Origin of the sequence: Methylobacterium sp. 174MFSha1.1, assembly GCF_900116815.1 — a bacterium.
Classification (GTDB): domain Bacteria; phylum Pseudomonadota; class Alphaproteobacteria; order Rhizobiales; family Beijerinckiaceae; genus Methylobacterium.
In genome coordinates this window covers 1-14,066 of record NZ_FPCB01000041.1, presented here as the reverse complement: position 1 = coordinate 14,066, position 14,066 = coordinate 1, and the positions used below count along the sequence as shown (strand labels likewise).

Here is a 14,066-nt window from a genome sequence, read left to right as displayed (position 1 = left end):
ATGGCCCGCGGACCCCGGGCGGGGCGCCGGGGCAATCGTTCGCCCACTCCGCGTGGCGACTGGAAATGCCCAGGGGAGTATTTGGTTCCGACGCATGCGCGATTTTTTTGCGCCCACGCGGTCGGCAGGAGCGCCCGACGTGGCCTTCGGCGACGTCTCGTTAACCATCCGGAGGGAACCGGTGCCGCAAAATGGCCTCAGGGCTCGCCGCGGCCTCGTCCCATTCTGGACACACCGGACGGCCAGAGGTGCCGGCGAGCGAAGCACGAAACACGGCGCGGCCCCAGGACCGGACCCGCGCCAAGGACAAAAGGTTGGAGATGGGGGTTTACCCGGAGCCGGCGCCCTGCGCCGACGACGCTGGCCGACTCGTGCCCGAGACGGGCACCGACACCATCCGCTGGCTCGATGCCCGCGAAGGCCACCATTCCGGAGCGCGCGGCCGGGCCCTGTCCCTGGCCGCCTCGCTGAGCCGCAAGGCCGCTGCAGCGCTCGCCGTCGGCGTCGCCTTCGCGGCCTGCCTGCCGCAGGACGCCGTCGCCCCGGCGGCGGAAGCGCATGACCGGATCGATTTCTCCGCCCCCCGGCCCGCCGCGGCATCCCGCGGCCTGATGCCGGACTGGCCCGGCCCGGCCCTCGCCGAGGAGACCCCGAGCACGACGGCCCTGATCCGCGACGACCTCGAACGCCTGCGCGAAGAGATGCGGGCGACGCTGGAGATGCGGACCGAGGCGCGCCCGAGCGACGACAAGTCCGCGGGCGACGACGCACCCGGCGCCCTGGCCGCCCCGCCCCGGGAGGACGCGCCCCTTCGGGAGGCTGCCCTGTCCGGGGAGGCTGCCCTGTCCCGGGAGGCTTCCCCGTCCGTCGAGATCGACTTGCCGGAGGTCATGGCCCTCCCGGAAGTGACCCAGGACGGCCTGGTGGTCTTCGGCGACAAGAAGGTGCCGCAGGCCCTGGTCGCGACGATCGTGCGGGCCGCCCGCGAGACCGAGACCGATCCGGTCTACCTGATGGCGCTGGCCGACAAGGAATCGAGCTTCCAGCCGAGCGTCCGGGCCGCGACCTCGACGGCGGAGGGACTGTTCCAGTTCCTCACCGGCACGTGGCTCGAACTCCTGCGCAGCTTCGGCGCCAAGCACGGATACTCGGCGGAAGCCGAGCTGATCGAGAAGCGCGGCGGCACGCTGGTGGTCCTCAAGGAGGCCGACCGGCGCCGGGTCCTGGCCCTGCGGCGCGACCCCTACGCGGCGAGCCTGATGGCCGGCGAGATGATGAAGCGCGACCGCAGCCGCGTCGAGCAGCGCCTCGGGCGCGACCTCACGACGACGGAATGCTACTTCGCCCATTTCCTGGGTGCCGCGAGCGCCGGCAAGTTCATGGAATTGACGGCGGAGAAGCCGCACCAGCCGGCCCAGGCCTCGTTTCGCGCGGCGGCCAAGGCCAATCGCAGCCTCTTCTTCCGCCGCGAGGGCCGGAAGACGCGCAGCCTGACCGTCGCCGAGGTCTATGACCGGCTCGACGGCATGATCGATCAGCGCCTCGGCCTGTATCAGCCGGTCGCGGCTTTCGCCGAGCAGATCGACGTCCGGCGCCCGAGCGATGCCCCGCCCGCGGCCCTGAGCCAACTGCCTTGATTCCCTCCCCGGGCCTCATTGTGAGCGAAGCGGCCAGGGGCACGGCGCACGGGAAGGACGGCCCGGCGCCTCGGGACACTGCGATAACCCGGGATGTGGCGGCCGGTTCCGGCCCGTTCGGGATTTTTTAACCGACGTTCCGAGCCGCCTCGTGCTCCCGCGCCGGCAGCTGGAAATACAGGTGGGCGACCCCCGGCAGCCCGCGGCGGATCGCATCGCGCAGATCGGCGGTGGCGCGGCGCAGGTCCTCGCCGGAGAGGTCCGGGGCGAGGTCGAGGGTGACGGCGAGCAGCACCGTGCCGGGGCCGAGCTGCAGGCTGCGCATCCGCTCGATCCGCACCACCCGGGGATCGGCCGCGAGGATCTCGCTCGCCTGCGCGATCACCCGCGGCGAGGCGCTCTCGCCGGTCAGCAGGCTGCGGGTCTCGCGAAACAGCACGCCCGCAGTGGCGATGAGCAGGCAGCCGATCGCCACCGAGGCGACGCCGTCGCCCTGCGGCCAGCCGAGGAAGCCGCTGGCGACCACGCCGACGAGGGCGAGGCCCAGGCCGATCAGCGCCGCCCCGTCCTCCAGGATGATCGCGAAGGTGCTCGGATCCTTGCTGCGGGTCACCGCCGTCCAGAGCGATTCCCGGGCGAAGCGCGCCCGCATCTCGCGGCGCGCGGTGCGGAACGACAGCCCCTCGAAGACGCCCGACAGCACGATCACCCCGACATTGACCCAGGGCGCCGTCGTCGGCTCGGGATGGTGCAGCTTCTCGACGCCCTCGTAGACCGCATAGGCGCCGCCGAGGGTGAAGATCAGCAGCGCGACGACGAAGGACCAGAAGTACAGCTCCAGCCCGTGCCCGAAATTATGGCTGTCGTCGGCCGGGCGGGCGGCGCGCCGCATCCCGTAGAGCAGCAGGCCCTGGTTGCCGGTATCGACGAAGGAATGGACGGCTTCCGTGAACATCGCCCCCGACCCGGTATAGGAGGCGGCCGCGAGCTTGGTGACCGCGATGGCGAGGTTGCCGGCGAGCGCGGCGTAGACGACGAGCTTCGATCCCGATGGGGCCAAGGTGTTCGTATCCTGGATCTGTAAGCTTCGAGCCGGCGCTGTTGGCACCCTCAGTGTCATCCCGGGGCTCGCCGAAGGCGAGAACCCGGGATCCATAACCGCCGACAGGGCAGAATGGTGCGACCGATGCTCCGCCTCATTCTCGGACGTCGGCGGTTATGGATCCCGGGTTCCGCTTTCGCGGCCCCGGGATGACGTACAGGGTCGTCGGAACCGTGGTGGGGAGACGGACCCGCCCTCAATGCCCCCCGGCCGGCGCCGCTCCGCCCCGCTTCACGGTCTTGAGGATCATCGCGAGCGGCACCGCGCAGGCCGAGACCAGGGCGAGCGCCCAGAACACGTCGATATAGGCGAGGAAGGCGGACTGGGTCTGGACCTGCTGGCCGATCCAGGCGACGGCCTGGTTCTGCGCGTCGACCGTGCTGGCGCCGCGGGTGGAGAAGAACTGCGTCGCGGCGCGCAAGGTCTCCTGGTAGGCCGGCTCCGTGGGGACGACGTGCTCGACGAGCCGGCTGGTGTGGAATTGCTGGCGATAGGCCAGGATGTTCTGGGCGAGGGACACCCCCATCGAGCCGCCGACGTTGCGCGCGACGTTGATCAGCGCCGAGGCCTGGTCGGTCTGGTCCTTGGTGATCCCCTCGTAGGAGGCGGCGGTGATCGACAGGAAGATCATCGGCAGGCCGATGCCGATATAGACGCGCGACCAGACGAAGAAGCCGAAGTTGAGGTCGCCGTAGAGGTTGGTGAGATCAACCATCGCGAAGGCGATGATGGTGGCGCCGGTGGCGATGAGGTATTTCGGCTGGACGTATCCGGAGACGCGGCCGATCACGAACATCATCAGGCAGGTGACGACGCCGCCGGGCGACAGGGCGAGGCCGGCCCAGGTGGCGGTGTAGCCGAAATAGTCCTGAAGGAGCTGCGGCAGGAACTGCGTGGTCGCGATCAGGATGGCGCCGGTGGCGAGCATCACCAGGAAGCAGGAGCCGAACTGGCGCTGGCCGAGCAGGCGCAGGTCGATGACCGGGTTCTTGTGCTTCAATTCCCACGGGATCATCGCCACGAAGGACAGGACCGTCAGGCAGGCGAAGACGATGATCAGGGTCGAGCCGAACCAGTCCTTGCGCTGGCCCTCGTCGAGGACGACCTCGAGCGAGCCCAGGAAGGTCGCCACCAGGACGAAGCCGACGATGTCGAAGCGCACGCCCTCGCGGCGCAGGCGCTTCCGCTCCTCGATCGCCGATTTCGGGTCCTGCACCAGCCACCAGATCAGGAACAACGCGATGGCGCCGACCGGCGCGTTGATGAGGAAGCACCAGTGCCAGGAATACTGGTCGGAGAGCCAGCCGCCCAGCGTCGGCCCGACCACGGGGGCCACCACGATGGCGACGCCGTAGAGGGCGAAGGCCTGGCCGCGCTTCTCCGGCGGGAAGGAATCCGCCAGGATCGATTGCGCCAGCGGCGCCATCCCGCCGCCGCCGAGGCCCTGGAGCACCCGGAAGAACAGCAGCGATTCGAGGCTCCAGGCGAAGCCGCACAGGATCGACGACACCGTGAAGAGCGCGATCGCCGCCATGAAGAACGCCTTGCGGCCGTAGCGCTTGGCGAGGAAGCTCGAGGCGGTGAGCACGATCGCGTTGGCGACGAGGTAGCTCGTCACCACCCAGGCCGCCTCGTCGGGGCCGACCGCGAGGCCGCCCGAGATGTAGCGCAAAGCCACGTTGGCGATCGTGGTGTCGAGCACCTCCATGAAGGTGGCGATCGCCACCACCATGGCGATGATCCACGGGTTGTGGTCGCCGGCGGCGCTGTCGGCGGGGTTCTGACCGCTCACAGCATGATCTCCTGAGCAGATTTCGCAAAAGTGGCCGCCGGTTTTGCGGCGAGAATCTGCGACAAAAGAACAATCTTAGCGGACGCGCACCGTCGGCACGATCGACATGCCGGGGCCGATCGAGACGTCCTGCGGCCAGTTCTCGACCGTGATCTTCACCGGCACGCGCTGCACCACCTTGACGTAGTTGCCGGTGGCGTTCTCGGCCGGCAGCAGGCTGAAGGCGGTGCCCGAGCCCGGCTGCACCGAGGCGACCTTGCCGGTGATCTTGTGGTCCGGATAGGCGTCGATCTCGACATCGACCGACTGGCCGGGCCGCATGTCGGTGATCTGGGTCTCCTTGAAGTTCGCCGTGACCCAGATGTCGTCGGGCACGAACATGCTGAGGGCCTGGCCGGCCTGGGCGAACTGCCCGACGGCGCCTGTGAGGCGCACCACCCGGCCTCCTTGAGCGGTCGTCACGGTCGTGTAGGCGAGGTTCAGCCGGGCCTGCGCCTCCTGGGCGCGCGCCTGGGCGAGGCTCGCCTCGGCGCCGGCCTTCTGGGCCTGCAGCGAGCCGATCTGGCGCTGCGCCACCGTCACGGCGGCGCTCGTGCGGTCGACATTCGCCTGCTGCTGCTGCAGGTTCGAGGTCGATTGCTGCGATTGCTGCACCGAGCCGGCGCCGCGCTGGGCGAGATCCTGGTAGCGGGCGGCGTCCTGCTTGGCGAATTGCAGCGCGGCCTTTGCCTGCTCGACCTGGGCCTTGGCCTCCTGGATGCTGCCCTGTTGCGCCTGGATCTGCGCCTCGAAGCCCTGGATCTGGGCCTGGGCCGACTGGACCTGCGCGCGCGCCTGCTGGAGCGCCACCTCGTAGTCGCGGGTGTCGATCTGGAACAGCACCGCGCCGGCCTCGACGTGCTGGTTGTCGGTCACCGGCACGGCGGTCACGTAGCCCGACACCTTCGGCGAGACCGCGAACTGGCGCGCATCGACGAAGGCGTCGTCGGTGCTCTCGTAGGGATGGACGAAGGTGAGCCAGTACCAGTAGCCGCCGGCCGCCGCCAGCAGCAGCACGACCGCGCCGAGGACGAACCAGAGCGGATGACGCTTGATCAGGCCCGGCTTCTTCTGCTTGCCGTCGTCCTCCTGGTCGTCGGAGTCCTTGCCGTCGGAGTCCTTGGCCTTGCCCTCGGCCTCGTCCTGCGGCGTGTGCTCGCGCAGGGCGCGGGTGTTCTCCCGCAGGGCGCGCGTATTCTCGTCGCGCGCCGAGTCCTGCCCCGAAGAATCTTGCCCCGCAGACTCTTGTCTCAGCGAGTCTCGTCTCGTCGGGTCTTGCCGCGCCACGACGGGCGCCGGCGCGTCCCGCCCGACTGGGGCCTCCGCCCGCGACTGATCGTCCAGCATGTCGTGAATTCCGCGCGACGGTCCGACCGGACCGGGCAAGGCGCCCGCCTCGGCCTGGAAGACGCCGGGGCGACGGCACGAGTTCCGCAGTGCGGCAAAAAACTCTGCGGCTGACCGGGATGAAACCCGGCCCCGCGTCGTCCGTGGGACTCGGCTCATCGACGATCCAGGGAACGGCTACGCTCGGCGGACGTTGAGCCATGAAGAGCGGGGCCTTTCGCGACAGCCCACTGCGCGTCGTCCCGGAGGATGCTGCCATGAGTACTGGTACGCCGTTGCCCAATACCAATCCGGCCGGTTCGTCCCCCTACGGCTCCCCGCCCGATCCGCTCGCGCGTCTCACCGCGATGAGCGCGGTGCTCGCCCGCAACTGGTGGCTGATCGCGTTGCGGGGCGCCTTCGCGATCCTGTTCGGGATCGTGGCGCTGATCGCGCCCGGCGCCACGCTGCTGACCCTGGTGATCTTCTTCTCGGCCTACATGCTGGTCGACGGCATCGCCGAGATCGTGGCGGCGGTGCGGGCGGCGGAACGGCACGAGCGCTGGGGCTACCTGCTCGCCGCCGGCCTCCTCAACATCCTGGTCGGCGTGCTCGCCTTCCTGATGCCGGGCAGCACGCTCGTCGCCTTCATCTACCTCATCGCCGCCTGGGCGCTGGTAACCGGCGGCCTGATGATCGCCGCGGCGTTCCGGCTCCACCTCGATCATGGCCGCTGGTGGCTGGCGATCGGCGGGGTACTCTCGGTGCTGTTCGCGGTGGCGCTGATCGCCAGCCCGGTCCTGTCGCTCCTGGTCCTGACTTACTGGATGGGCGGCTACGCCATCGCCTTCGGGGTGTTCATGCTGATCCTCGCCTTCCGGCCGCGCAGCCGGTTCGTCGGGACGGGCGCGCCGGGCGGGACGATGCGGACGGTGTGATGCGACGCCAAAACCCTCCCCCCTCTGCGGGGGAGGGTGGTCCCTGCGTCAGCAGGGGCCGGGAGAGGGGCAGCGCGACGCTGATTCAGGAAGCGCCCTTCAGGACGGTTCAGGTCTATTCGGAAGCGTGGTCCCCTCTCCCGCCCCGCGCACGAGTGCTTCGCACTCGCAGCGGGGCACCCTCCCCCGCAGAGGGGGGAGGGTTCAGGAACGCTACGCCGCCTCCGCTCCCACCGCCGCCAGCGCGAAGGCGTAGATCAGCGCCACCTCCTCCAGCCGGTCGAACCGACCCGCCGCCCCGCCGTGGCCGGCCTCCATGTTGGTGCGCAGGAGCACCGGCCCGCCCCCGGTCATCGTGGCGCGCAGGCGCGCGACCCACTTCGCCGGCTCCCAGTAGGTCACCCGCGGGTCGGTGAGGCCGCCGAGCGCCAGGATCGCCGGGTAGGCCTTCGCCGCGACGTTGTCGTAGGGCGAGTAGGACAGGATGGTCTCGAAGGCCTGGAAGTCGGCGCCCGGGTTGCCCCATTCGGGCCATTCCGGCGGGGTGAGCGGCAGGTCGCCGTCGAGCATGGTGTTGAGCACGTCGACGAAGGGCACGTCGGCGACGATGCCGGCGAAGAGCTCCGGCGCGAGGTTCGCCACCGCCCCCATCAGCATGCCGCCGGCGCTGCCGCCATGGGCGACGATGCGGCCGGCGCCGGTGTAGCGCGCCTCGATCAGCGCGCGCGCGCAGGCGACGAAATCCGTGAAGGTGTTGGGCTTCTTCTCGCGCTTGCCGTCGAGGTACCAGCGCCAACCCTTCTCGGTGCCGCCGCGGACATGCGCGATGGCGTAGACGAAGCCGCGGTCGACCAGTGAGAGCGGGTTGGTGCGGAAGGCCGCCGACATCAGCGAGCCGTAGGAGCCGTAGCCGTAGAGGAGGAGCGGCGCGGTGCCGTCGAGCGGCGTATCGCGCCGGTGCAGCAGCGAGACCGGCACCTGCTCCCCGTCCGGCGCGGTCGCGAACAGGCGCCTTGTGACGTAGGAAGCCGGGTCGTGGCCGCTCGGCACGTCCTGGCGCTTGCGCAAGGTCCGCTCGCGGGTCGTCGCGTGGTAGTCGTAGGTCTCCGCCGGCGTCGTCATCGACGAGTAGGTGAAGCGGATGAGATCCGTGTCGAAGGCGTGGCCCGGCGAGAGGCCGAGGGAATAGGCCTCCTCCGCGAAGGCGACCGTGTGCTCGGCGCCGCTCTCGGCGTCGCGCACGATCAGGCGCGGCCGGGCATTCTCCAGTTCGAGCCGTACGAGGTGGCGGGCGAGCACGTGCTGGAACCGGATCATCACGCCGGCCCGGTGCGGGATCAGGTCGCGCCAGTGGGCCCGGCCCGGACGGTCGAGCGGCGCCACCGCGATCTTGAAGTCCTCGGCGCCGTCGGCGTTGGTGAGGACGAACAATTCGTCGCCCCGGTGCTCGACCGAGTAGATCAGCTTGTGCTCCCGCGGCGCCACGACGCGCAGGGGCGCGAAGGGCGTGGCACGCTCCGCGAGGTGGACCTCGGAGGTCTCGTGGTCGTTCGCCGTCACCACCAGGTAGGCGCCGGACTGGGTCTCGCCGATGCCGACGAAGAAGCCCGCGTCGCCCTCCTCGTAGATCGTGTCGTCGTCGCTCTGCGGCGTGCCGAGGCGGTGCAGCATCACGGTCGCGGGGCGATGGTTCTCGTCGACCGCGACATACCAGAACGCCTTGCCGTCGGCGCTCCACACCACGTCGCCGGTGGTGGCGAGCACCTGGTCCTCGCGGTCCGTCCCCGTCGCGAGGTCGCGGACCCGGATGGTGTAGAGTTCGGAGCCCTTGGTGTCGGCGCTCCAGGCGACCAGCGCGTGGTCGTCGGAATGCGTCGCGCCCTCCAGGCTGAAGAAGGCGTGCCCCTCCCCTTCCCGGTCGCCGTCGATCAGGATCTCCTCACCCTCGCCCGCGAGATCCCCGACGAGGCCGGGGGCGACGCGATCGGCCGGGCGGCGGCAGACCAGCGGGTGCTGCCCGCCCTCGCGGTAGCGGGTGTAGTAGGCGAAGGGACCGTCGAGGTCCGGCACGCTGCCGTCATCCTCGCGGATGCGCCCGCGCATCTCGGCGACCAGGGTCTCGCGCAGGGCCTTCGTGCCGGCGAGCGCGGCGTCCGAATAGGCGTTCTCGGCGGTCAGGAGGTCGCGGATCTCCGCCGGCAGGGCGGTGGGGTCCTTCAGCACGTCCTTCCAGTTCTCCGCCTTGAGCCAGGCATAGGGGTCGGTCACCGCGCGGCCGTGGACCGTGACGGTGACGGGCCGGACGGGCGCCGTCGGCGCGGCGGCGGGCGGGCTCAGGCGAAGGGTCATGCGGCTCCCCGGGAGGTGGCGGTCGAGGCACCGATGTGCCGTCCCGGGGCCGCCGCCGCAAGGGTGGCCTAGGCCGCGGCCGCGACACCCTCGGCATCGGCGCGGATGCGGTCCATCATCGCCCGGGCGCCGTTCGAGCGTTGCGCCGTCAGGTGCTCGGAGAGGCCGAGCTTCTGGAACAGCCCGAGGGCGTCGGCCCGGGCGGCATCGGTGGCGGTCCGGCCGTCGAAGAACGCGATCAGCACCGCGACCACGCCCTTGGTGATGTGGGCGTCGCTGTCGCCGAGGAAGTGCAGCCGCGGCTCCGGGCCGGAGCGGTCGACAAGCGTCTCGAGCCAGACCTGGCTGACGCAGCCGCGCACCCGGTTGGCCTCGTTGTGGGCCTCCTCGGGCAGGGGCGGCAGCTTGCGGCCGAGTTCCATCAGGTAGTGATGGCGGTCGTCCCACTCGTCCAGGAACTCGAAGTTGGAGACGATCTCGTCGATGGGCGGCAGCATGGGACCCGGGGGAATCGTGGGAGAATCGAGACCCGGCATATAGGCGGGCGGGGGCCCACCCGCCACCGCCTCAGGCCGGCAGCGTCAGTTCGAGCGGCGATTCCGGGGTGCCGGTGCCCGAGACCGCGATCTCGGCCTGGCCCGCATAGGCCGCGATCAGGCGGGGACCGATCCGCGGCACGCCCGCCGGCGGCTCGCCGGCGACGCCGCCGGAGGTGATCCGCACCCGCACCGGATCGGTGTCCGAGCCCGCCGGCACCTCGACCCGGGTGACGCAAGCGGCCGCCTCGTCAGTGCCGTCGAGGCATTCGGCGACGATCTCGGCCACGATCATGCCGAGCGCGTTGACCCGGCGCGGCTCCAGGAGCGCCGTGCGTCCGGCCTCGACCGTCACCGTGATGCGCCCGGCCCGGCGCAACTGCCCTAGTCCTTCCGCGAGGCGCGTCAGGTACTCGGCGAGGTCGACGCTGGCGATCTGCGGCGCCTCGTGCAGGTGCTGCTGCACCAGGGCGATCGCCCGCACCCGCTGGCCGAGTGCGTCGAAGGCCGGGCGGCAGGGCGCCGCCGCGGCGCGGCCGTAGAGCCCGATCAGGCTCACCGTGACCTGCAGGTTGTTGCGCACCCGGTGGTAGATTTCGGCCAGCAGCGCCTCCTGCTCGGCCATCGCCCGGGCGGCGTGCTCCTCGGCCTCCTTGCGCTCGGTGATGTCAAAGCAGGAGCCGGCGAAGCCCGTGAAGGCGTCGCCCTCGTGCAGCGGGTAGGCGTGGCCGTGGATCCACCGGAACGCGCCGTCGTGGCGGCGTAAGCGGTACTCGGCGCTGTGCGGCCGGCGCTTGGCGTAGGCCGCCGCGAGACCGGCCTCGTGCGCGTCCCGGTCTTGCGGGTGCAGGCCGTCCTTCCAGCCGTGGCCGAGCTCGTCCTCGACCGCGCGGCCGCGAAACGCCGTCCAGCACGGGTTGACGTAGATAAGGCGCGCCTCTGGGTCGGCGCGCCAGATCATCAGCCCCGCGCCCTCGGCGAAGCTGCGGAACGCCGCGTCCGGCAATGTCGTGTCCGCGGCCATGCCCCTCAACCACTCCTCGACGGCGCCGATCGCGCGCCTTCAGGGGCGGTCAACGTACCGGGCGCGGCGCCGTTCCGGCGCGACGGCCGGACAAAAAAGTCCCGTGCTCAGCGCCGGTTGAGGGCGAAGCGGCCGGGACCGGCGGCGGCGATCATCAGGAGGCCGCCGACGATCGACAGGTTCTTCATCGCCTGGATCTGGTTCATGCGGAACGCATCGCCCGACATCGTCCAGAAGTTGTGGAAAAACACGATCGTCGCGAGGGTGAAGACGGCGAGCAGCACGGACGCCGCGCGCGCGTAGAAGCCCAGCGCGATCAGGAGGCCGAGGCCGAGCTCGGCCGCGATGGTGAGCCAGGCCAGCACCTCCGGGTAGGGCAGGCCCTTGCTCGAGACCGCGGCCACGACGCCGGCCGGGTTCATCAGCTTCTGGGCGCCGGAGACGCAGAACAGCACGACGACGAGGAGGCGGGCGAGGCTGAAGACGGCTTGGCTCATCGGGACTCTCCGGATTGGTCGGAGCCCGTTGGAGAGCGTGGCCGTGGAACAGTCAAGCTTCCGTTAGCGCCCCCCGGTCCAGTCCGCCCGGTTGGGACGAGTGCCCACCGGCATCGCCTCGCCGGGCTCGAAGCGGGCGAGCTCGGCGGCGCGGGCGTTGATCCAGCTCGCATGCTGGCCGATCGGCGTCACGGCGGTGAAGCCGCCGCAGGCGGTGCGGACCCGGCCCTGCTGGGCGGCGCCGCTCGACCAGCTCACCACGCCGACGAGCTGGTAGCCGCCGGGAGCAGCCCGCAGGATCGGCCCGCCGGAATCGCCGAGGCAGGCGCCGGCGCCGGCGGTCTCGGCCAGGGTTGAGCGGTCGGCCACCACCGTCACGGTGTTGGCGACCTGCAGCTCGCCGAGCGAGACGAGGCGGGCCTGGCGCAGCACCCGGGCGCTGCCGCGCCGGTTCTCCGCCACCACGCCGTAGCCGGCGATGGCCACATTGTCGCCCTGCGGGATCTCGCCGCCGTAGCGGGTGTCGAGGGGCCGGAAATCAGGGCCAAGGCGCTCGCTGAGCTTCAGGATGGCGAGGTCGGTGCCGGGCTGGGTCTCGGGCGTGGTGCCGGGCACGAAATCCGGGTGCATCGCCGCCGCGATCGCCCGCAGGCGGCGCTGGCGGAAGTTGCGGTCGACGACCACGATCCAGTAGCCAGCCTTGCGCATCACGCAATGGGCCGCGGTGAGGACGAGGTCGGGGCCGATGAGCGAGCCGGAGCACATCTCGCCGGTGGTGCTCTCGATCCGAACTACCGAGCCGCGCAGGCCGTCGGGATCGCGGGTCACCTCGCCCCGGACCACGGCGCCAGCGGCGCCGCTCCACAGGCCGAGGGGCGCGGCCACCGCGAGGGCGGCCAAGGTGGGACGGAGGCGGGACGGAGAGACGCGCATGGGACCACCCTAGAAGCGTGCGGCCACGCTCGACAAGTGAAGTCTCGCGCGAAGGGTGTGGTTCCGCACCGGCACCGGCCCGCCGCGGGAACGAAGCCGTGAGCGGGGCGGGATCCGCGTCACTCCCAGCGCGCCTCGACCCCCCAGGCGCCAGTCGTGCGGGCGATCCACGCCCGCTGCGGCCCGACCAGCACACCCTGCGAGACGCCGCCGCACGAGGACTTGCCCGGTCCCTTGCCGGCCCCGCTCGACCAGGTGGTCACCGCGAGCACGCCTCCGCCCGCCGTCACGATCGGCCCGCCCGAATCGCCCTCGCAGGCGCCCGACGCCGCCGGTCCCTTCAGCCAGGCGAGGATGCGGCTCGGGCCGTAGGGCTCGACCAGCGGCAGGGTCGCGGTGCGGAAGGTGCCGGTGCTGCGGTGGTCCCCCGGTCGGGCGACGCCGTAGCCGCCGAGGGTCAGCGGCGTGCCGGCGGCGACCGGCGCCTCGGTCAGGCTCGCCGGAACGAAGCGGGCCGGCAGGGCCGTCTCGGTGCGCAGGAGCGCGAGATCGATCGAGCGCCGCCGCCCGGCGATGGCCCCCGCATCGTAACCCGGATGAAGCACCCGGGCGGCGATTCCGAGCATGACCGGCGCTCCTGATTCATCGCGAAAATGCACCCGGTGCTCGACGCCGGGGGCGGCGCAATGGGCGGCGGTGAGCACCACGTCGCGGGCGAGCACGATGCCGGTGCAGACCCCGCCGCGGGAGGACAGCACCATCACGCTGGAGCGGGCGAGGGGCGCGTCGGGGGCGTCGGTGCCGCCGACGACGGCGTGGGCGGGGGTGGCGAGGAGGAGGGCGGCGAGGAACGGGAGATGCAGGCGGATCACGGCGCTCTCGGTTCGGCGGGGCCGGAAAGCCCCTGCCCTGCCCGATTGCGCGTGGGAGGTCCAGGGCGGTGACGGGAATGATGCGGACTATTTTTCACGAGCTAAAATCTTGCATAAAACGTTGTCGCATGCATAGATGACGCCTCTAATGATCTAGGCCGTAGTGAGGAATTAACTATCTGAGCCAGATGGCGATGGCCGCGAGCTTGACGAAGCCCATGTAGTTGGCAAGCAATTTGTCATAGCGCGTGGCCACCCGCCGAAATTGCTTCAGCTTGTTGAAGAAGCGCTCGATCTGGTTGCGCTCCTTGTACACATCGCGATCAAATTCACGTGCGACTTTGCGGTTGCGGCGCGGTGGGATTACCGCCGTCGCGCCGCTCGCACTCACGACCTCAACCAAGCGGTCCGCATCATAACCTTTGTCGGCGATCACGGATCCAGGCTCGAAGCCGTCAAGCAACGCACAACCGCGTGTCACGTCGTGTTCCTGGCCAGGGCCGCCCATCAGCCGGACAGGCAAGCCAAGACCATCCGTGGCCGTATGGATCTTCGTCGTCAGACCACCGCGTGACCGACCCAAGCCCTGGGCATCCGCCCCCCTTTAATCTTGCGCGCTCCCGCAGCCTGACTGTGCGCTCGCACAATCGTCGCGTCCAGCATCAGCCAGTCCAGATCAGCCTCCTGGGCCAGGACATCCAGCATCTCGTCCAAGACACCACGGGCAATCCAGTCGTAATAGCGCCGCTTGACCGTGTCGGGTTTGCCAAGCCGCTCCGGAAGATCCTTCCAGCGGCCACCCGACCGGGCCATCCAGAGCAGCGCATCAAGAAAACGCCGATTGTCGGCGCGGCGTCCGCGTGTTCCTTTCCGGCCGCCAGGAACCAGCACCTTCAGGCGCTCCCATTGCTCGTCGGTCAGGGCATCGGGATCTTGCGACATGGCTGGAACTCCTCCGGCCACAATCAGCAACCGCAACCTTGCGCCAGGCTGGTGTTCATTAATTCCTCACTACAGCCTA

12 protein-coding genes are annotated in these 14,066 nt (G+C 70.4%); 2 read left to right on the top strand and 10 right to left on the bottom strand.

Annotated elements, in window-relative coordinates:
* Positions 1-320 precede the first annotated feature (320 nt).
* Entirely contained in the window at positions 321-1,637 is a 1,317-nt protein-coding gene (locus BM430_RS34880; RefSeq protein WP_177303192.1) for a transglycosylase SLT domain-containing protein, read from the top strand.
* Positions 1,638-1,764: 127 nt separating this feature from the next.
* Here the strand turns inward: BM430_RS34880 and BM430_RS28010 are convergent, their stop codons facing one another.
* The 3 genes from BM430_RS28010 to BM430_RS28000 form a co-directional block, all read right to left on the bottom strand.
* The gene (locus BM430_RS28010; RefSeq protein WP_093570518.1) at positions 1,765-2,697 is read right to left on the bottom strand and encodes a cation diffusion facilitator family transporter; all 933 of its coding nucleotides are present in this window, start codon (positions 2,695-2,697) and stop codon (positions 1,765-1,767) included.
* Positions 2,698-2,935: 238 nt separating this feature from the next.
* Positions 2,936-4,471, bottom strand: coding sequence for a DHA2 family efflux MFS transporter permease subunit (locus BM430_RS28005; protein ID WP_093570548.1), 1,536 nt, complete (start codon positions 4,469-4,471; stop codon positions 2,936-2,938).
* A gap of 135 nt (positions 4,472-4,606) precedes the next feature.
* Positions 4,607-5,917, bottom strand: a complete 1,311-nt coding sequence (locus BM430_RS28000) for an HlyD family secretion protein (RefSeq protein ID WP_093570517.1) — start codon at positions 5,915-5,917, stop codon at positions 4,607-4,609.
* 347 nt (positions 5,918-6,264) lie between these two features.
* Here BM430_RS28000 and BM430_RS27995 point away from each other — a divergent pair, with 347 nt between their 5' ends.
* Positions 6,265-6,834, top strand: a complete 570-nt coding sequence (locus tag BM430_RS27995) for an HdeD family acid-resistance protein (protein WP_244539693.1) — start codon at positions 6,265-6,267, stop codon at positions 6,832-6,834.
* Positions 6,835-7,047: 213 nt separating this feature from the next.
* Here BM430_RS27995 and BM430_RS27990 read toward each other — a convergent pair whose 3' ends face one another.
* The 7 genes from BM430_RS27990 to BM430_RS27960 all read right to left on the bottom strand — a co-directional run bounded on the left by BM430_RS27990 (position 7,048) and on the right by BM430_RS27960 (position 13,987).
* Complete coding sequence (locus BM430_RS27990) at positions 7,048-9,183, bottom strand: S9 family peptidase (protein WP_093570515.1); 2,136 nt, start codon at positions 9,181-9,183, stop codon at positions 7,048-7,050.
* A 68-nt stretch (positions 9,184-9,251) separates the two neighbouring features.
* Positions 9,252-9,680 (bottom strand): SufE family protein, encoded by a 429-nt coding sequence (locus BM430_RS27985; protein ID WP_093570514.1) that lies wholly within the window; start codon positions 9,678-9,680, stop codon positions 9,252-9,254.
* Positions 9,681-9,750: 70 nt separating this feature from the next.
* Positions 9,751-10,743, bottom strand: a complete 993-nt coding sequence (locus BM430_RS27980; protein WP_093570513.1) for a sensor histidine kinase — start codon at positions 10,741-10,743, stop codon at positions 9,751-9,753.
* 107 nt (positions 10,744-10,850) lie between these two features.
* A complete protein-coding gene (locus tag BM430_RS27975) occupies positions 10,851-11,240 on the bottom strand; it encodes a DoxX family protein (protein WP_093570512.1) in 390 nt (129 codons plus the stop codon).
* Positions 11,241-11,303: 63 nt separating this feature from the next.
* On the bottom strand, positions 11,304-12,173 hold the full coding sequence (locus BM430_RS27970; RefSeq protein ID WP_093570511.1) for a S1 family peptidase: 870 nt from the start codon (positions 12,171-12,173) through the stop codon (positions 11,304-11,306).
* A 119-nt stretch (positions 12,174-12,292) separates the two neighbouring features.
* The gene (locus BM430_RS27965) at positions 12,293-13,045 is read right to left on the bottom strand and encodes a S1 family peptidase (protein ID WP_093570510.1); all 753 of its coding nucleotides are present in this window, start codon (positions 13,043-13,045) and stop codon (positions 12,293-12,295) included.
* Positions 13,046-13,220: 175 nt separating this feature from the next.
* Positions 13,221-13,987 (bottom strand): IS5 family transposase gene (locus BM430_RS27960; RefSeq protein WP_093569542.1). Its coding sequence is split into 2 segments (ribosomal slippage): positions 13,221-13,639 and positions 13,639-13,987, totalling 768 coding nucleotides; the frame shifts between segments, so codons are not numbered across the junction.
* Positions 13,988-14,066: the final 79 nt, after the last annotated feature.